Source organism: Azospirillum sp. TSH20, assembly GCF_003115935.1.
Lineage (GTDB): Bacteria > Pseudomonadota > Alphaproteobacteria > Azospirillales > Azospirillaceae > Azospirillum.
Genome location: NZ_LGQU01000064.1, coordinates 51036 through 69273 on the forward strand (window position 1 = coordinate 51036; position 18238 = coordinate 69273).

13 protein-coding genes and 1 CRISPR repeat array are annotated in these 18238 nt (G+C 70.3%); of the genes, 9 read left to right on the forward strand and 4 right to left on the reverse strand.

Annotated elements, in window-relative coordinates; all coding sequences use genetic code 11:
* Positions 1–184: 184 nt before the first annotated feature.
* From icmH to tagF, 3 genes are read left to right on the forward strand one after another with little or no spacing between them, the layout of a single operon-like run.
* Positions 185–1435 carry a type IVB secretion system protein IcmH/DotU gene (gene icmH, locus TSH20_RS18135; protein WP_109076020.1) on the forward strand — a complete coding sequence of 417 codons (1251 nt, stop codon included), beginning with the start codon at positions 185–187 and terminating at the stop codon, positions 1433–1435.
* A gap of 10 nt (positions 1436–1445) precedes the next feature.
* Positions 1446–3542: a type VI secretion system membrane subunit TssM gene (gene tssM, locus TSH20_RS18140; protein WP_109076021.1), complete on the forward strand. Its 2097-nt coding sequence runs from the start codon at positions 1446–1448 to the stop codon at positions 3540–3542.
* Positions 3539–4240: a type VI secretion system-associated protein TagF gene (tagF, locus tag TSH20_RS18145; protein ID WP_247871088.1), complete on the forward strand. Its 702-nt coding sequence runs from the start codon at positions 3539–3541 to the stop codon at positions 4238–4240. The genes tssM and tagF overlap by 4 nt, the downstream gene beginning before the upstream one ends.
* 270 nt (positions 4241–4510) lie before the next feature.
* A CRISPR array of direct repeats spans positions 4511–5743; the repeat unit is 37 nt; unit sequence GTAATCCGGAGCGGAAATGCTCCGGCCTCATTGAAGC.
* Positions 5744–6204: 461 nt separating this feature from the next.
* Here tagF and TSH20_RS18150 read toward each other — a convergent pair.
* Complete coding sequence (locus TSH20_RS18150) at positions 6205–7782, reverse strand: adenosine deaminase (protein ID WP_146205311.1); 1578 nt, start codon at positions 7780–7782, stop codon at positions 6205–6207.
* A gap of 178 nt (positions 7783–7960) precedes the next feature.
* Between TSH20_RS18150 and TSH20_RS18155 the strand changes: the two genes are divergently transcribed.
* The 4 genes from TSH20_RS18155 (at position 7961) to TSH20_RS18170 (ending at position 12391) form a co-directional block, all read left to right on the forward strand.
* Positions 7961–9619 (forward strand): tetratricopeptide repeat protein, encoded by a 1659-nt coding sequence (locus tag TSH20_RS18155; RefSeq protein WP_109076023.1) that lies wholly within the window; start codon positions 7961–7963, stop codon positions 9617–9619.
* 141 nt (positions 9620–9760) lie between these two features.
* The gene (locus TSH20_RS18160; RefSeq protein WP_109076024.1) at positions 9761–11065 is read left to right on the forward strand and encodes an MFS transporter; all 1305 of its coding nucleotides are present in this window, start codon (positions 9761–9763) and stop codon (positions 11063–11065) included.
* A 105-nt stretch (positions 11066–11170) separates the two neighbouring features.
* The gene (locus TSH20_RS18165; protein WP_109076025.1) at positions 11171–11404 is read left to right on the forward strand and encodes a hypothetical protein; all 234 of its coding nucleotides are present in this window, start codon (positions 11171–11173) and stop codon (positions 11402–11404) included.
* A 300-nt stretch (positions 11405–11704) separates the two neighbouring features.
* Positions 11705–12391, forward strand: a complete 687-nt coding sequence (locus TSH20_RS18170) for a hypothetical protein (protein ID WP_109076026.1) — start codon at positions 11705–11707, stop codon at positions 12389–12391.
* A gap of 56 nt (positions 12392–12447) precedes the next feature.
* Here TSH20_RS18170 and TSH20_RS18175 read toward each other — a convergent pair whose 3' ends face one another.
* Positions 12448–13539, reverse strand: a complete 1092-nt coding sequence (locus tag TSH20_RS18175; protein ID WP_109076027.1) for a PA0069 family radical SAM protein — start codon at positions 13537–13539, stop codon at positions 12448–12450.
* Between the two features lie 241 nt (positions 13540–13780).
* Between TSH20_RS18175 and ahcY the strand changes: the two genes are divergently transcribed.
* Positions 13781–15079, forward strand: coding sequence for an adenosylhomocysteinase (ahcY, locus tag TSH20_RS18180; RefSeq protein ID WP_109076028.1), 1299 nt, complete (start codon positions 13781–13783; stop codon positions 15077–15079).
* 70 nt (positions 15080–15149) lie between these two features.
* On the opposite strand, the gene TSH20_RS18185 is transcribed toward ahcY, so the two are convergent.
* On the reverse strand, positions 15150–16598 hold the full coding sequence (locus TSH20_RS18185) for an ATP-binding protein (RefSeq protein WP_348770444.1): 1449 nt from the start codon (positions 16596–16598) through the stop codon (positions 15150–15152).
* Positions 16595–17338: a response regulator gene (locus tag TSH20_RS18190; protein WP_085087326.1), complete on the reverse strand. Its 744-nt coding sequence runs from the start codon at positions 17336–17338 to the stop codon at positions 16595–16597. Before TSH20_RS18190 ends, TSH20_RS18185 begins: the two co-directional genes overlap by 4 nt.
* Before the next feature lie 241 nt (positions 17339–17579).
* Between TSH20_RS18190 and TSH20_RS18195 the strand changes: the two genes are divergently transcribed.
* Positions 17580–18215 (forward strand): Spy/CpxP family protein refolding chaperone, encoded by a 636-nt coding sequence (locus tag TSH20_RS18195; protein WP_085087324.1) that lies wholly within the window; start codon positions 17580–17582, stop codon positions 18213–18215.
* The last annotated feature ends 23 nt before the right edge of the window (positions 18216–18238 follow it).

Below are 18238 nucleotides of genomic sequence, written 5' to 3' on the forward strand. Positions count from 1 at the left end.
ATGGGAAGGGTGAGGGGTGAGGCACGGAGCCATGGGCTTCGGGATACTTGGCTGCGCCCTCACCCTCCCCACGCCTGACGGCGCGGGTCCCCTCCCTCTCCCGGGACGGGAGAGGGCTTCAAGTTCCCCCCACCGCCCCGACCCTGCTATACCTCCCCCCGACTTTCCCCACGGCGGACGACACATGCAGGCGGACGAGCGGCAAGCGGACGAGCGATCGGACGGAGCGGACCTGCTGGCGGAGGCCGCCCCCCCGCCGGCCGCCGCCGACACCCCCGCTCCGCCTGCCCGCCCCCGCGATGTCCTCAACCCGCTGCTCAGCGTCGCCGCGCCGGTGCTGGCGCTCGCCACCTCGCTGCGCGACCGCGCCCTGTCCGACCCGCCGCGCGCCGCCGCCGCCTCGGCGCTGGAGCGGTTCGACCGCGCCGCCGCCAGCGCCGCCCTCGACCCCGACGACATCCGCGCCGCCCGCATTGCGCTGGCCGCCACGCTGGACGACGTCGCCCGCGCCGCCGGCCATGGCGGGGCGGCGGTGGCCGAGCCCGGTGCCGGGGTGCGCTTCTTCGACCTGCTCGACGGCATGCTGGGCGACCCGCGCCGCCACCGTCATGCGCTGGAGCTGTTCTACGCCTGCCTGTCGCTGGGCTTCGAAGGCCGCTTCCGCGACAAGCCCGGCGGCGGCCACGACCTCGCCCGCCTGCGTGACGAGCTGTACCGCATCCTGCGCCGCGCCCGCGGCGACGTGCCGGCCGAGCTGTCTCCCGCCTGGGCCGGGGTGGCGGAGCCGTTCCGCCCAGTTCGCAATACCCTTGGCGGCGGCTTGCCCGGCTGGCTCATCTGGGCGGCGGTGGCGCTGGGCCTGTCCGGCCTCTACGTCCATCTCGCCGGCACCCTCGACCGCCAAGCGGAGCCGGTGGCCGCCCGCATCGCCGCCTTGCTGCCCGACCGCCCGATCGAGATCGCCCGGCTGGTCCCGCCGCCGCCGCCCACCGCCGGCCCGGCCCTGATCGCCCGCATCACCGGCCAACTCGCCCCGGAGATCCGCACCGGCTCCGTCGAGGTGCTGGCGGGGGAGGACGGCGCCCTGGTCATCCGCATCCCGGCGGCGGCGATGTTCGCCACCGGCGGCGACGCGGTGAAGGCCCGCCACCGCGCCATCGTCGAGCGGGTGGGCCAGACCCTGGCGACCGAGTCCGGCGGCGTGCTGGTGGTCGCCCACACCGACGACCAGACTCCGCCCGCCGGCCGTCTCGCCACCGCCCAATCCCTGACCGACGCCCGCGCCGAAGCCGTCCGCAAGCTGCTGGAGCACACGATCGCCCCCGCCCGCCTGTCGGCCGAGGGCCATGGCGACCAGGAGCCGGTCGCGCTGAACGACACGCCCGCCGGGCGCGACGCCAACCGGCGGATCGACATCCGCCTCTATCCGCAATAGGGCGCCCGCCATGGCCGATCCCCGTCCCAAGAAGGCCGGCGCCACTCCGGCGAAGAAGGTTGTGGCGAAGAAGACCGGCAGGCGCCGCAAGCCCGCCGCCACGCCCTCGCCCCACCGCTCCGCCCGCGCCCGCTGGGCGACCTCGCTGGCGGGCGCGCTGGCGCTGGGGCTGGCCGGCTGGCTGCTGCTGCCGCGTCTGGCCGCATCCGCCGCCCCCCACCTGCTGCCGACCATCCAGGCCGACTGGAGCGTCCGTCTGCTGCCGCTGCTGCTGGCGCTGGCGGTGTGGATCGCCGTCAACCGCCGCATCGACGGCCGCGAGCGCGCCGCCAACGCCCGCCTGCTGGAGGCGCTGGCCGCCGGCCGCGATCCGGAGCTGAAGGCCTCGCTGGAGGAGATCGGCGTGGTGCGCAAGCGCCTCGACGCCGTGCTGGCCCAGCTGCGCAAGCGGCGGGGCGGGCGCTATCTCTACCAGCTGCCCTGGTATCTGGTGATCGGCGCCCCCGGTTCGGGCAAGACGACCGCGCTGGCCAACACCGGCCTCGCCACCCCGCTGCTCAACGGCACCGTCACCGGGCCGCTGGCCGGTCTGGCCGGCACCCGCAACTGCGACTGGTGGTTCACCGACCGCGCCGTGCTGATCGACACCGCCGGCCGCTACACCACCCAGGACAGCCGGCGCGCGGTGGACGGCCGGGTGTGGTCCGGCCTGCTCGACCTCTTGAAGGAGCATCGCCCGCGCCAGCCCGCCAACGGCGTCCTTCTCACCATCAGCATTCCCGAGCTGACCGGCTGGACCGATGCCGAGCGCCGCAACCACGCCATCCTGATCCGTCAGCGCCTGAACGAGCTGCGGGTGCAGTTGGGCGTCCGCCTGCCGGTCTATCTGCTGCTGACCAAGGCCGACCTGCTGGACGGCTTCGCCACCTTCTTCGACCCGCTCGACCGCGAGGCGCGCAGCCAGATCTGGGGCCTGACCCTGCCGGCCGAAGAACCGGAAACCGCCAGCCCGCTGCCGCTCTTCCGCGACCTCTATGCCGGTCTGGTGCGGCGGCTGGACGAGCGGCTGCTCGACCGGCTGCACCAGGAGCCCGACATCCGCCGCCGCAGCGACGCCTTCACCCTGCCGCTGCGGGTGGCGGAGCTGGAGCCGGCGCTGGCCGACATCGTCGACACCGTCTTCGGCTCCGAACAGGGTGAGGAGACGCCGCGCCTGCGCGGGCTCTACCTGACCAGCGCCACCCAGACCGGCGGCCCGCTCGGCCTGCTGGAGCCGGAGGCAGACGGCCCGGCCTCCACCTATTTCCTCGACCGGCTGCTGCCCGACATCGTCTTTCCGGAGGCCAACCTCGCCCAGGTCGACCGCGTGCTGGAGCGCACCCGCCGCCGCCGCAACGCCCTGTCCGCCGCCGCCGCCCTGCTGCTGGGCGCGGCGCTCGGCGGCTGGTGGCTGGTCAGCGCGCGGGGCAACGCCGCCCTGCTGGACCGCGCCGATGCCGGCGCCGCGGCGGTGGAGGCGGCGCTGCGCCCGCTCGACACGCCGCCGCGCGCGCTGACGCGGGTGGACGATGCCGACCCGGCGGCGATCCTGCCGGCGCTGGACGCCCTGCGCGCCCTGCCGCACGCCTTCGACGAGGCGCAGAATTGGGCCGATCCGGCGCTGGCCGGCGGCCTCTACCAGGGCGCCCGCATCGCCGTCCCGGCGCGGGAGGCCTACAGCCGCGCCCTGCGCAGCCAGTTCCTCGCCCGCATCGCCCTCAGGCTGGAGGAGCGTCTGCGCGCCGACTGGGCCTTGCCCGACCAGCTGCGCCGGACCCTGCGCCTGTATCACATGATCACTGGGCACATGGTCGGCGGGGCCGAACCGATGGATGCCGGCGCGCTGGCGGAATGGCTGGCGCTCGACTGGCAGCGCACGCTTCCCGGCCCGGCCAACGAGGCGGCACGACGCACCCTCGGCGACCATCTGGCCGCCCTGTTCGCCGTCGGCTTCGCCCCGGTCCCGCCCGACGAGGCCCTGGTCGCCCGCGTGCGCGAGGTGCTGGCCGAATCGACGCCCCAGCCACCTCCACAACCGACCCCGGCCAGCCGGGCCGCCCTGCCATGATGGGATCCTTCGGCACGCCGCGCGGCCTTGCCGCCGGGCCGGGCGTTGGGCTGGGCGCCGATCCGGTGATGGGCTTCCACGGCAAGGTCCCGGCGCGCGGCGATTTCGTCGGCCACGGCCTGCCGCCCGCCGTGCTCGGCCCATGGGACCGCTGGCTGTCGGCGGCGTTGGGCGAGGCCGCCAGCCAGCTCGGCGCCGAATGGGAGTCGCTGTTCGTCCAGGCCCCGGTCTGGCGCTTCGCCCTGTCGGCCGGCCTGTGCGGCGCCACCCCGCTGATCGGCGTGTGGATGTCCAGCGCCGACCGCGTCGGCCGTCCCTATCCCTTCACCATCGCCGCCGGCCTGCCCGCCGGCTTCGACATCGCCGACGCCCCCGCCGCCTGCGCTCCCTGGCTGGCCCGTGCCGAGTCGCTGGCCGCCGACGCCTGCCGCGCCGGTGCCGATGTCGAGGGCCTGCCGGCGCGCCTCGCCATCCTCGGCCGTCCCGAGCCGGAGCGCGTCGGCACCGCCACCCGCGCCCTTCTCGGCCGCCTGTCCGGCCCCTTGCCCGCGGATGCCAGCCTGTGGTGGACCCGCGGCGCCGGCCGCATCGCCCCGTCCCTGCTGTCCTGCCCCGGCCTCCCCGCCGCCCCCCGCCCGACCGCCTTCCTCGACGGCGCCTGGACCCGCTGGGGCTGGGAGAATACGGAGGAGGGGTAAGGGGGTCGGGAGAGGGCGGCCAGCCCCCTGCGATGGCATTGCCCCCCACCCCATGCTATCCTTCCCACCGCCGCCCCGCCGCCGCGAGCGGTCCGGCACAGGCGAAACCCCCGTCACCGCTCGCAAGGGCGGAGTCGTTGTTTTTCCTGGGTTCTTTGACATCGTTCAGAACGAAAACGGACCCAAAGACCTGACCGAGCCGACAGAGTCCCTCACCGCTCGATTCCAGGGCGAATCGCTGTGGACTTTGAACGGTTTGAGGGCAAGGCAGTAATCCGGAGCGGAAATGCTCCGGCCTCATTGAAGCATGATTCGGCGCTGCAGGAATTGGGGCATGGGTCGCGCCGTAATCCGGAGCGGAAATGCTCCGGCCTCATTGAAGCACATCGGCGGCCGGCGCCTGCGCGCGCTGGAGAAGCTGTAATCCGGAGCGGAAATGCTCCGGCCTCATTGAAGCAGTTGGACGCGCCGGCAGTAGTGCAGGTCGACCGGGAGTAATCCGGAGCGGAAATGCTCCGGCCTCATTGAAGCTCCTTGGGCGCATCCCGCCCGAACTGCCGCTCGCCGTAATCCGGAGCGGAAATGCTCCGGCCTCATTGAAGCGGGACTTCCTTCCTGCGCTGCTGAGCCATCGCCACCCCCCAGTAATCCGGAGCGGAAATGCTCCGGCCTCATTGAAGCGTCTTGCCGCGCGGAAACAGCATGGTGTCCGCCTTCGTGTAATCCGGAGCGGAAATGCTCCGGCCTCATTGAAGCCGGGTGATGCCGTCGTATCCGGTCATGCCGTACCAAGTAATCCGGAGCGGAAATGCTCCGGCCTCATTGAAGCAACCGGCGCGAGGCGGTGGTCAAGGAAGGCGAGCGGCGTAATCCGGAGCGGAAATGCTCCGGCCTCATTGAAGCTCGGGATCGCCGGTGGTGCCGTCGGTCTGCCACTTGTAATCCGGAGCGGAAATGCTCCGGCCTCATTGAAGCGGACCACGCGCCATGAGGCCACAGCCGGCGGGAATGTCCTGGTAATCCGGAGCGGAAATGCTCCGGCCTCATTGAAGCGACCATACCTTCGCGGTGTACCGACCGTCGGCGACGAGGGTAATCCGGAGCGGAAATGCTCCGGCCTCATTGAAGCTCCGGGCCGCATACGATCATCGACGGGGTGACGTTGTAATCCGGAGCGGAAATGCTCCGGCCTCATTGAAGCATAGAACAGGGCGTTGCGGAGCGTCCCGGCGGCGTCGTAATCCGGAGCGGAAATGCTCCGGCCTCATTGAAGCAGCACGTCGGTGGACGACAGGTCTCCATCACCGCGGCCGGGTAATCCGGAGCGGAAATGCTCCGGCCTCATTGAAGCGACATCTGGCGGCCGAGCTACGGCGCCGCGGTGGTGACCGTAATCCGGAGCGGAAATGCTCCGGCCTCATTGAAGCACCCCGGCCTTCGCGCGGAGGATCGAGCCGGCGACAAGAGTAATCCGGAGCGGAAATGCTCCGGCCTCATTGAAACAGCTCGTTGTGATCGTCGGTGATGCCGAACAGCCTTTTCACTCCCGGCATTACGGCCCGATCCCTTGGCGAAGGCATTCACCCACGGCTTTCCACCGGAACTGCGCGGGCCGCGCTGGTCTGAAGCCATCCGTCGTGATAGGACTGCGTACCCATCTCCAATCCCGGAGGCCGTACATGAGGCCTGTCGTCCGCTTTTCGTCCTGCCCGCTTCACTGCCGGATCGGCGTGCGGCTCCGGGATATCGGGCCTTGCTGGCCGTCGGGCGGCAGGTCCTGCAACACCACCCGCCCGGTCCGGTGTTCCATCCGCCGCGCCATTCCGGGGCTCCGACGGCGGCCCGCCCCCCTTGTCCGCTCCGTTGAACGGATGAACAGGGTGCCGGAGTCTGTTTCACGCTGTTCCAACCCGCGCAACCCGCCCGCCGCTTCCCATCGCCGCGGGCGGGCGTCCGGCCGGGCGTTACCGCACCCCCGCCATCTCGCGGTCGAACCGCGCCAGCGCCTGTTCCAGCCCCCATTGCACCCGCGCCTTCTCGCTGCGCTCCGTCACCGCGCGGCAGGAGTCCTCGCGGACCGGAGGGGCGCAGCCGGGGGCCGACCACAGGCTGTCGCCGGGCAGGAAGCTGTGCTCCAGGCTGGCGCGCGCCAGCCCGACCAGATCGCCATAGCCCAGCCCGAACTCCTCCACCGCGCGCTGCAGCTCGTTGGTCAGGTCGATCCTGCTCACGCCCTCGTCGTCGGTGGACAGCACCACCGGCACGCCTGCGGCGCGATAGACCGGCAGCGGGTGGTTCCGGCCGCTGACGCCCAGGATCTTGTCGTTGCTGGTCAGGTTGATCTCCACCGCCACCTTGCGCGCGGCCATCGTCCGCAGCAGGCCCTGGGGATCGTCCTCATACATCACGTCGACGCCGTGGCCGATGCGCTTGGCGCCGGCGATCTCCACCGCCTTGCGGATGTGGTCGCGCAGCCGTTCCGGCGGGACGAGGCCCAGCGTCAGTTCGCCGGCATGCAGCGCGACGTTGGTGCCGGGATGGCGCCGTACCGCCTCCGCCACCATGCGCATGTGCAGGTCGTAGTCGTCCAGCGCCACCGGATTGTCCTCCGGCGCCACGAAGTTCAGGCCGACGATTCGCGGCTCCTGCTCTTCCAGCAGGGCGTTGAACAGGGTGGTGGCGAAGACCGGCCCCGGTCCTTGCGTCCGCGCCACCTGCTGGAGGTAGCGCACCGACACCGCGCAGCCCGGCCGCGCCGCCGGCGTGCCGCAACCCAGGACGGAGCGCATCCGCGACTCGGCGGCGTCGATCTCCTGCCGGGCCGGGGCGACCAGCGCCGGCAGGCCGGCGGCGATGAGCCGGTCGGCGGTGCCCGACAGGTCGGCCGCCGCCTGCGGCGTCCAGGCGAACGCCTTGCCGATGGCGGCGGCCGGGCCGGTGCCGAAGGACACCATCAGCTCGACATGGCGTTCACCCTGCCGGCCGGCGCGGTCCACCACCTCGGCCAGCAGATCGCCGGTGGAAGTGGGGGTCGCGTTGGCGGCGGCACGGAACCGTCCGAAGGTGGCGAAGAACTGGTCATGCAGGCTGTAGCCGGAGACCGGCAGCGCGTCGCGCGTCGACAGCGCGTCCAGCGCCACCGGATACAGCACGCTGTCGGCGGTCACCGCCGCGGCGCCCGGCCGCCCGGCCTTGGCGTCGCAGGGCGCCTGCGCCGTCGGCGCCACCAGCGTGTTGGCCTTGACGTCGAAGCACAGCCCGGCATCCGCCGCCATCCGCATGTAGCTCTCGGCATAGACCGCACCGGTCAGGTGGCTGTGCAGGTCCGCCCCCTTGGGCATGCGGTAGAGGAAGGCGCGCAGTTCCGGCGGGCTGGTCCGCACCGCCTCGAACCGCCGCGCCGCCGCCGATCCCGCGGCATCGCCCCCTCCGGCGCCCGCGCCGCCCATTTCCGCCGTGGCGCAGCCCGCCAGCAGCAGCGTCGCCGCCAGCGCCCCCATCATGCCGCCCTTCACGCGCCCGATCATTCCCGTGTCCGACATGCACCCGACTCCTTATTCTCCTTTTGCGGGTATGGATGCCGTGATAATCGCGCAGGCGCAATGGCCGAGCCCGGTGAAAGGGTGCGGATCGAAAGGCTGTAGCGGGGCGGCAATTCCCGGTATGGTGCGGCGATCTTTTCGTGTTCCCGCCGTACCCGCCGTCTTTGGAGCCGCAGCGATGACCGACACCCCCGCCCCGACCCTGCTCGACGCGGCCAAGCGATTCCGCAGCAACGATCTGGCGGGGGCGGAACAGGACTGCCGGGCGATCCTGGCGACGGATCCGCACAATGCCCAGGCGCTGCACCTGCTGGGGCTGGTCGCCGCCCACACCGACCATCCGGAAAACGCGCTGGCCCTATTCGCCCAGGCCATCGCGGAGAACGGCAACGACCCGTCCTTCCACAACAGCCGCGGCAGCCTGCTTTTCCAGCAGGCCCGCCCGGCGGAGGCGGAGGAGGCGTTCCGCGCCGGCCTCGCCATCAATCCGCGCCTGCCCGAACTGCACGGCAACCTCGGCAACGCTCTGAAGGCGCAAAGCCGGCTGGAGGAGGCGGCGGACTGCTTCCGCACCGCGCTGGACCTCCGCCCCGAAGCGCCGGAGATGCACCATTTCCTCGCCGCCACCCTGCGCGAGCTGGGCGAGCTTGAGGAGGCGGAGCAGCATTTCCGCACCGCGCTGGAGCAGGCCCCCGACTATCTCGACGTCCATTACAGCTTGGCGGAGCTTCTCTCCACCCGCGGCCGGCTGGCCGAGGCGGAGGCGGAGTTCCGCACCGTGCTCGCCGCCGCCCCGCGCTTCATCCCCGCCCAGGTCGGCCTCGCCCATGTGCTGCAGAGCCTGGACCGCGCGGCGGAGGCCATCGAGGTGATCGAGGCGGCGCGCGAACAGGCGCCCGACCACCCGATGGTGAAGTTCACCCGCCGGCTGATCTACTCCAACGCGGTACCCGGCTGGCACCTGCCGATGATCAACGATTTCGAGCGGAACGAGGCCTACAAGCAGTCGCTGGAACGGGCGGTGAAGCCCGATTCGCTGGTGCTGGAGATCGGCACCGGCTCCGGCATCGTCGCCATGATGGCGGCCCGCGCCGGCGCCAAGAAGGTCGTGACCTGCGAGGTCAACCCGATCCTCGCCCGCGTCGCCAAGGAAACCGTGGCGCGCAACGGCTTTGCCGGCCGCATCGACGTGGTGCCGCGCCTGTCCACCCAGCTGACGGTTGGCGAGGGCGGCGACCTGCCGGAGAAGGCCGACGTCTTCGTCTCCGAACTGATCAACATCGGCATGCTGGCCCCGCGCATGCTGTCGGTGCTGCAGCATGCCCGCACCCATCTGGTGAAGCCGGGCGGCGCCATCATCCCGCGCGCCTCCACCGTCTACGCCATGCTGGTGGAGACGCCGGAGCTTGCCCGCATCAACCCGGTGGAGACCATCGACGGCTTCGACATGGGCAGCTTCGACGTCTTCCGCTCCCCCGGCTACCAGCAGATCGACCTCGGCGCCGACGCCCACACCCCGCTGTCCAAGCCCTTCACCGCGCTGGATTTCGACTTCACCCGCAACATGCCGGAGGAGGGCGAGCGGGTGATCGACGTGACGATCGTCACCGCCGGCACCTGCCACGGCGTCGCCTTCTGGTTCGACCTCTTCATGGACGAGGAGGTGGTCTACAAGTCGGAAAGCCGGTCGCGCACCAACCACTGGAAGCAGGCGATGACCTTCCTGGAAAAGCCGATCGCGCTGTCCGCCGGCGACCGCCTGCGCATCGTCGCCCGCTACGACAACAACCAGATCTCCTTCGGGGTGGACGGGTTGGCGGGGGGCGAGCGGGGGTAAGCGGGAGCGCTCCCGATCTGTGATAAGGACGTCCGTCATCCCCGCGAAGGCGGGGATCCAGAGTTTCCCGTGCAAGTGTTTGAAGAGTCTGGATTCCCGCCTTCGCGGGAATGACGGGTTTCCCCCGCGGAGGGTCGAATTTTGCCAAATGCACTTGCTTCGCCCTCCCCCAACGCCCCTTCCCGCCGCGCCATCGCCTCCTGGTGTCTCTACGACTGGGCGAATTCGGCCTACAACACCATCATCACCACCTTCGTCTTCGCGGTCTATTTTGCCCGCGGCGTCGTCGGCGATCCGGTCGAGGGCACCGCGCGGTGGAGTGCCGCCATGACCGTGGCCGGTGTCGCCATCGCGCTGCTCAGCCCGGTGCTGGGCGCCATCGCCGACCGAGCCGGGCGGCGCAAGCCGTGGATGGCGCTGTTCACGCTGGTCACCGTCCTGTTCACCGCCGCCCTCTGGTGGGTGCGTCCCGATCCGGCCGACGCCGCCTTCGCGCTGGCCTGCGTGGTGGTCGCCACCGTGGCGTTCGAACTGGCCAACGTCTTCTACAACGCCACCCTGCCGGGGCTGGTGCCGGAGCGGCTGTTCGGCCGGGTGTCGGGCTGGGGCTGGGGCATCGGCTATTTCGGCGGGCTGGCCTGCCTCGTCCTGGCGCTGGTCGGCTTCGTCAAGGCGCCGGCCCCGCTGTTCGGCCTGTTCGGGATGGAGTGGGCCGACTGGGGGCCGCAGGCCAATGTCCGCGCCACCGCCCTGCTGGCCGCCGCCTGGTACGGGCTGTTCGCGCTGCCCTATTTCCTCTGGGTGCCCGACGAGCCGTCCACCGGCCACGGCCTGATCCGGGCGGCGCGCGAGGGGGTGGCGACGCTGGTCGCCACGCTGCGTCAGGTCCGGCGCTACCGCGAGGTGGCGCGCTTCCTGGTCGCCAGCGCCTTCTACCGCGACGGCATCAACACCATCACCATGTTCGGCGGCATCTTCGCCGCCGGCAGCTTCGGCATGAGCTTCGAGGAAATCCTCGTCTTCGCCATCGCGCTCAACGTGGTGGCCGGGGCGGGGGCCATCGGCTTCGCCTGGATGGACGACTGGCTGGGTGCCAAGCCGGTGATCCTGATCGCCCTGGCCGGCATGGGGTCGTGCGGCCTGCCGCTGCTGCTGGCGACCGACCGATTGTGGTTCTGGGTCTTCGCGCTGGGGCTGGGACTGTTTTTCGGGCCGGCGCAGGCGGCCGGGCGGTCGATGATGGCGCGGCTGGCCCCGCCCGGCATGTCGGGCGAGATGTTCGGGCTCTACGGCCTGACCGGCCGCTTCGTCGGCTTCTTCGGGCCGCTGCTGTTCGGGCTGGCGACCCAGGCCTTCGACAGCCAGCGCGCCGGCATGGCGACGGTTCTGACTTTCTTCGTCATCGGCTTCGGGCTTATGCTGGCCGTTCGCGAGCCGGTCCGTTAGAAAATGGGCCGCGTCAAAGCGCCGCACGTGAGACCATTCGAGGGCAGAGCTGTTACCTTCGTTTTTGCTGCGACGCACAAATGTCGAAGCCGAGGGGCACGGACCATGCTGCACATCAAAGACATCGAAGCCTTCGCCCGCATCAACGAGGCGCTGAACGACGAACCGGCCGAGACCGGGCAGACCGACCACGACACCACCAACGCAGGTCCGGCCCATCCGGCCCTGGTGATGGCGATGCTGGCGACCGGCCGCCTGCCGCTGTCGGCGCTGTCGTCCTCCGGGCAGAAGCCCGCCGCCCCGCTGCCGCCCTGGGGCAAGACGATCCGCCGATCCTGACGACACCTCGTCCGGGCGGGAAGCCGCGGAGATGGCGGGCAAGATCGACACGGATGTCACGGATTAAGACACGGATGTCACGGATGTGGCGTTCCGAAGCCATGGCTTCCGGTCGAAGCCGGAGCGTCCACAAGACCAAAAAATCCGTGTCATCCGTGTCTTAATCCGTGACATCCGTGGAAATGTTGCCCCGGACGCCGCGACCTCCCCGGCCACCAGCGGTCTTTGCATAAAATCTCCAATACCGGAAAAAATTCCCATAAGCTCTCCGCAGGACCCACCCTTCCGCGGAGCCGCCCCATGCCCGTCGATTCCCGCACGCTGAAAGACGACCGTTTCCCCTGCTGGGCGGAGGAGCCGCCGGTGCCATCCGAAGGCTCGCTGGTCCCGGGATCGCAGTTCCACGAGGAACAATGGATCATGGCCGCCGGCATGCTGGCGCGCGGCAACAGCTTTCTCCAGGTATCCCGCGCCATGGGCTGCAGCCGCACCACCCTGTGGCGGGCCTATTACGGCTCCAAGGATTTCCGCATCCGCGTCTGGTGGGAGCGTGAAGCCCTGAACCGCGAAGCCGAACTGCGCCTGTCCTCGCTCCGCGTCCTGGTGGCCGAACAGATCGAACGGCTGGTTTCGGCCGGCGACCCCTCCACCGTCCGTTGGCTGGCCGAACGCCTCGGCCTCTTCGCCGGTCTCGATACTCCGAGAGATCTCCCGGACACCAAAACGCAACCGCCCGGCCTGCAATCGCCCCGTCCCGAAGACCCGCCCGCCGTCACCGTGCCCGAACTCGACGACGATGTCCCCGGTGCGTTGCGCGAGCGCACGCCGCCCGATCCGGCCATGATCGCCGCCATCCTGGCCCGGGCGGAAGCGGAGGGTCCGAAGGGCGTCTTCCCCTGGACCGTCAACGAGCATGAACCCTATCCCAACCTCAACCCCGGCCCGGTGAGCCGCCGCGCCGCCGGTCCCTTCTCCCGGCGCCGGTAGGCGGCGGATGAAACACCACCCGGCCCCCTGTTCCACGCTGTTCCAACTCCCGCCCCTCACAGAAGCGACAGCTGATCCCCCACGGCCGGCGGCACCCGGAAGCGGCTGCAGTCGAGCTGCCAGCTCCGATCGCCCAGCCCATGCTTGCGGCAGGCCAGCTTGAAGCGATGGCGCAGCAGTTCGGCGTAAGGGCCGGTGCCCTTCATCCGCGTGCCGAATCCGGAGCGGTAGAGCGCGCCGTCGCGGCTCTGCCGCATCAGGCTCAGCACGCGGTCGGCGCGGTTGGGGGCGTGGACGCGCAGCCATTCCTCGAACAGCCCGGCGATCTCCAGCGGCAGGCGCAGCAGGATATAGCTTGCGGCGCTCGCCCCGGCCCCGGCCGCCGCCTCCAGGATCGCCTCCAGCTCATGGTCGTTCAGGGCGGGGATCATCGGGCTGGCGAGCACCGCCACCGGCACGCCGGCCTGCGTCAAGCTGCGGATCGCCTCCAGCCGGCGCGGCGGCGTGCTGGCCCGCGGCTCCATCACGCGGGCGAGGTCGCGGTCCAGCGTGGTGACGGAGAGCGCGACCGACGCCAGCCCTTCCGCCGCCATCGGCGCCAGGATGTCGAGGTCGCGCAGCACCAGCGCCGATTTGGTGATGATGCTGACCGGCTGCTTGAAGTCGCGGCAGACCTCCAGCACCCGCCGGGTGATGCCCTCCGTCCGCTCGATCGGCTGGTAGGGATCGGTGTTGGCCCCCAGCGCCAGCGGCCGGCAGTCATAGGATTTCGCCCGCAACTCCTTCGCCAGCAGTTCCGCCGCGTTGCGCTTGGCGAACAGCTTGGTCTCGAAATCCAATCCGGGCGACAGGCCGAGATAGGCATGGGTCGGCCGGGCGAAGCAGTAGATGCAGGCGTGCTCGCACCCTTGGTACGGGTTCACCGACCGGTCGAAGGGGATGTCGGGCGACTGGTTGCTGGTGATGATCGACTTGGCCGACGCCGGGGCAACAATGGTGCGGACGGGATCGGACAGCGCCTCGTTCCCACCCTCGGCATAGCCGGTCCAGCCGTCGTCGGTCAGGACGCGGGTCTCGCGCTCGAACCGCCCGGTGGCGTTGCTGACCGCGCCGCGGCCCTTGATCGGGGATCGCCGTATCTCGTCCATGCCCGCAGCTTAGCCGCGGCAGATGGGAACGTAAAGCGAACATAAAGGGATGTGGCCGGTCTTTCGATCACCGGTCTTTCCATCACCCTACCCAACAAACATAAAGATATCTTTATGCTTGCATGGTTCCGATGCCGCTGATACACCCTTGGCAAATTACAGCGGCAAGGCCGGGGATTCGATCCGGCCGGCGCCAATCATCGCTGCCCCAATCATCACTGCCCACCAGGAGTCATCCCTCATGGCCGCCGAATTCACGGACTACAAGGTCAAGGACATCAGCCTCGCGAACTGGGGCCGCAAGGAGATCACCATCGCCGAGACCGAGATGCCGGGCCTGATGGCCCTGCGGTCCGAATTCGGCGACTCCAAGCCGCTGGCCGGTGCCCGCATCGTCGGCTGCCTGCACATGACCATCCAGACCGCCGTGCTGATCGAGACGCTGACCGCGCTCGGCGCCACCGTGCGCTGGTCCTCCTGCAACATCTTCTCGACCCAGGACCAGGCCGCCGCCGCCATCGCCGCCGCCGGCATCCCGGTCTTCGCCTGGAAGGGCGAGACGGAGGAGGAGTTCTGGTGGTGCATCGAGCAGACCCTGCGCGGTCCGGACGGCTGGACCCCGAACATGATCCTGGACGATGGCGGCGACGTCACCCAGATCATGCACGACAAGTATCCGGAGATGCTGAACGACGTCCGCGGCCTGTCGGAAGAGACCACCACCGGCGTCCATCGTCTCTATGAGATGATGAAGAAGGGCACGCTGAAGGTTCCGGCCATCAACGTGAACGACAGCGTCACCAAGTCGAAGTTCGACAACCTCTATGGCTGCCGCGAGTCGCTGGTCGACGGCATCAAGCGCGCCACCGACGTGATGGTCGCCGGCAAGGTCGCCGTGGTCGCCGGCTATGGCGACGTCGGCAAGGGCTCGGCCGCCTCGCTGCGCTCGCAGGGCGCCCGCGTCCTGGTGACGGAGATCGACCCGATCAACGCGCTGCAGGCCGCCATGGAAGGCTATCAGGTCGTGACGATGGAGGATGCCGCTCCGCAGGGCGACATCTTCGTCACCGCGACCGGCAACGTCGACGTCATCACGATCGACCACATGCGGGCCATGAAGGACCGCGCCATCGTCTGCAACATCGGCCACTTCGACAGCGAGATCCAGATCGACGCCCTGCGCAATCTGGTCTGGGAAGAGGTCAAGCCGCAGGTCGACGAGGTGGTGTTCCCCGACGGCAAGCGCCTGATCGTCCTCGCCCAGGGCCGTCTGGTCAATCTGGGCTGCGCCACCGGCCACCCCAGCTTCGTGATGAGCGCCAGCTTCACCAACCAGGTGCTGGCCCAGATCGAGCTGTGGACCAATGCCGCCAACTACGAGAACAAGGTCTACGTCCTGCCCAAGCACCTGGACGAGAAGGTCGCCCGCCTGCATCTGGAAAAGATCGGCGCCAAGCTGACCACCCTGACCGACAAGCAGGCTGCCTACATCAGCGTGCCGACCGCCGGCCCGTACAAGCCGGACCACTACCGCTACTAAGCGGTCGTAGGGTTGAAAAAGAAGGGCCGTCCCGGTGGGGCGGCCCTTTTTCTTTGCGGCAATCAGAAGGTCAGAGCGGCAGCGTCACCGTCGCCCGCAGACCGCCCTCGCCGCGGTTCGCCAGGGTCACGTCGCCGCCGTGGCCGCGGATGATGCTGCGGGCGGTGGACAGGCCCAGGCCGACGCCGCCGGTGTCGCGGGAACGGGAGCGTTCCAGCCGGTAGAAGGGGGCGAAGACCTTCTCGAACTCCGCCTCCGGGATGCCGGGGCCGTCGTCGTCGATGTGGATCAGGGCATTGGCGGCATTGGTGCCGTCGGCGCCGGTCTCCAGCCGGACGATGAAGCCGCCGCCATACTTGATGGCGTTGTCCATCAGGTTGGCCAGCGCCCGGCGCAGCGCCACCGGGCGGCCTTCCGCCACCACATGGGCCGGGCCGTCGTAGAGGGCGCGGTGGCCGGCGTCGACGCGGTCGTCGCACAGGCTCTGCAGCAGGTCGGCAAGGTCGAAGCGGCCGCGCGGCTCGCGCTGGGCGTCGTCGCGGGCGAAGGCCAGCGTGGCGGAGATCATCGCCTCCATCTCGTCCAGGTCGGCCAGCATCCGGCGCTGCATCTCCGGATCGTCCACCAGCTCGGCGCGCAGGCGCAGGCGGGTGATCGGCGTGCGCAGGTCGTGGCTGATCGCCGCCAGCATCTGGGTGCGGTCGGCGACGAAGCGGGCAAGCCGCGCCTGCATCCGGTTGAAGGCGCGGGTGGCGGCGCGCAGCTCGCGCGGGCCTTCCTCGGTCAACGGATCGGCCTGCCCGTCGACGCTGAGCCGTTCGGCGGCGGCGGCGAAATTGGCCAGCGGCGCCGTCACCCGGCGGGCGGCCAGCAGCGACACCAGCAGGATCACCGCGGCGATCGCGCCCATCCACAACAGGAAACGCACGATGCCGAAGGGACCGGCCAGCGGATCGCCGCCGGTGAAGCTGAGCCACGACCCGTCGCCGAGCCGCACCGACAGCCGGACATGCGGCCCCCAGCGCCGCGGCTCGTCGCCGCCCATGAAGGGAGGATGCTGGTGGTCGTCACGGGGCGGGCGCTGGACCTCGACCAGGATGTTGCGGTCGGCGGTGTCGAGCGACTCGCGCAGCCGGCGCTTCAGCCCGTCGAACCGGCCGCTGGAAATGGCGTCGGGCGCCAGCGGCGGCGGGCGGTCGGGGCGCCATTCGACGCGCAGGACCGGATCGTCGATGGCGCGCACCACCCGCTCGCGGCCCGGCGGCGGCGTGCTTTCCACCAGCTGGACGATGGCGGTGATGCGCTGGATCAGCACGTTGGGACCGTGGATCGGCGGCCCCTCGCTGCGGTCGGTCAAATAGACCAGCGCGCTGATCGCCTGGGTCAGCAGCAGCGCCAGCACCACCGTCAGGGCGATACGTGCGGCAAGGCTGTCGGGGAAGCCCAGACGCAGGCGGCGCAGGCTGCGGCGGCGGGCCAGCCTGGATTTCGCCGTCATCTCTTCCGGCCGGGTGGTCACGATGCCAGTCCGCCGCTGCCGACGGTCGGGGTGAAGAGATAGCCGCCGCCGCGCACCGTCTTGATCAGCGTCGGTTCGGCCGGGTCGGGTTCGATCTTGCGGCGCAGCCGGCTGACCTGCACGTCGATGGAGCGGTCGAAGGGAACCGCCGACCGCCCGCGCGCCAGATCGAGAAGCTGGTCGCGGGTCAGCACCCGCTGCGGATGCTCGACGAAGGCGACCAGCAGGTCATACTCGCCGGCCGACAGCTGGACCAGCACCCCGTCGGGCGAGCGCAGTTCCCGCTTGGTCAGGTCGAGCGACCAGCCTTCGAAGCGCAGCACCGTGCCGGCCGCCGCCGGGGCGCCCGCCACCGGCGGGGCGGAGACGCGGCGCAGCACCGCCTTGATGCGGGCCAGCAGCTCGCGCGGGCTGAAGGGCTTCGCCAGGTAGTCATCGGCGCCCATCTCCAGCCCGACGATGCGGTCGGTCTCCTCCCCCATGGCGGTCAGCATGATGACGGGGGTCTGCGCCGTCTGCGGCGTGGCGCGCAGCCGGCGGCAGAGCGACAGCCCGTCCTCCCCCGGCAGCATCAGGTCGAGGACGATCAGGTCGACGCGGGCGCCGTCGAGCGTGCGCATCATCTCCGCCCCGTCCCTGACCCCGGTGACACGATAGCCGTGCTTGGTCAGGAACTGGGCGACGAGGGAGCGGATTTCGCGGTCGTCGTCGACGACGAGGAGGTGGGGCGTGCGGTCCATGGCTCCATGATCGGGCGAGGCGCGTCGGGGGTGAAGGGGAAATGTGTAACGCCCGGTTACGGGACGGCCGGCGGTTACACTCTGTTACCAAATGACCGGTTTGCGGACATTCGACCGCAACGTTCGGCGCCCATTGTCTGGTCATCGGGACAGCGGCGGCGATCCAGCCGGCAACGTCCCAACGGAATAAGCCCCCTCCATCCGGGGTTTAGAGAGCACCAAACACTGAGGAGTCGACACCATGAAACGCGCCCTTCTGACCTCCGCCCTGCTGGTCGCCGGTCTCGGCGTGGCCGTTCCGGTCTTCGCCCAGGGTGGTCCGCAGCCCGGCGGTCCTGGCATGGGGCCGGGCGCCGGCGGACCCGACCGCCACTTCGCCCGCATGTGCGAGGACCAGGAAGCCCGTCTGGCCGGCAAGCTGGCCTATGCGGAGAAGAAGCTGAACATCACCGATCAGCAGCGCGCCGCCTGGACCAAGTTCGCCGACGCCGCCCGTTCCAGCCTGAAGCCGACGCAGGATCTGTGCGTCAAGTTCAAGGACGCCCCGCGGCCTGCCGCCCTGCCCCAGCGCCTGGAGCGGGCCGAGCAGATGATGCAGGCCCACCTGCAGCAGATCCAGACCGTCCGCCCGGCGCTGACCGACCTCTACGCCCAGCTGACGCCCGACCAGCAGAAGCAGGCCGACCGCATGCTGAACCAGGGTCCGGGCGGCATGGGCGGACGGATGGGCGGCCACCATGGCGGCCATATGGGTGGCCCGGGCGGCTGGGACCATGACGGCCCGCGCCATCACGGGATGGGGCCGGGTGGAATGGGGCCGGGCAAGGGCCCGGGACCGGGTCCGGCGCCGGCACCGCAGGAGCAGCCCAAGCAGTGACGTAACAGACAGACTCCCGGCGG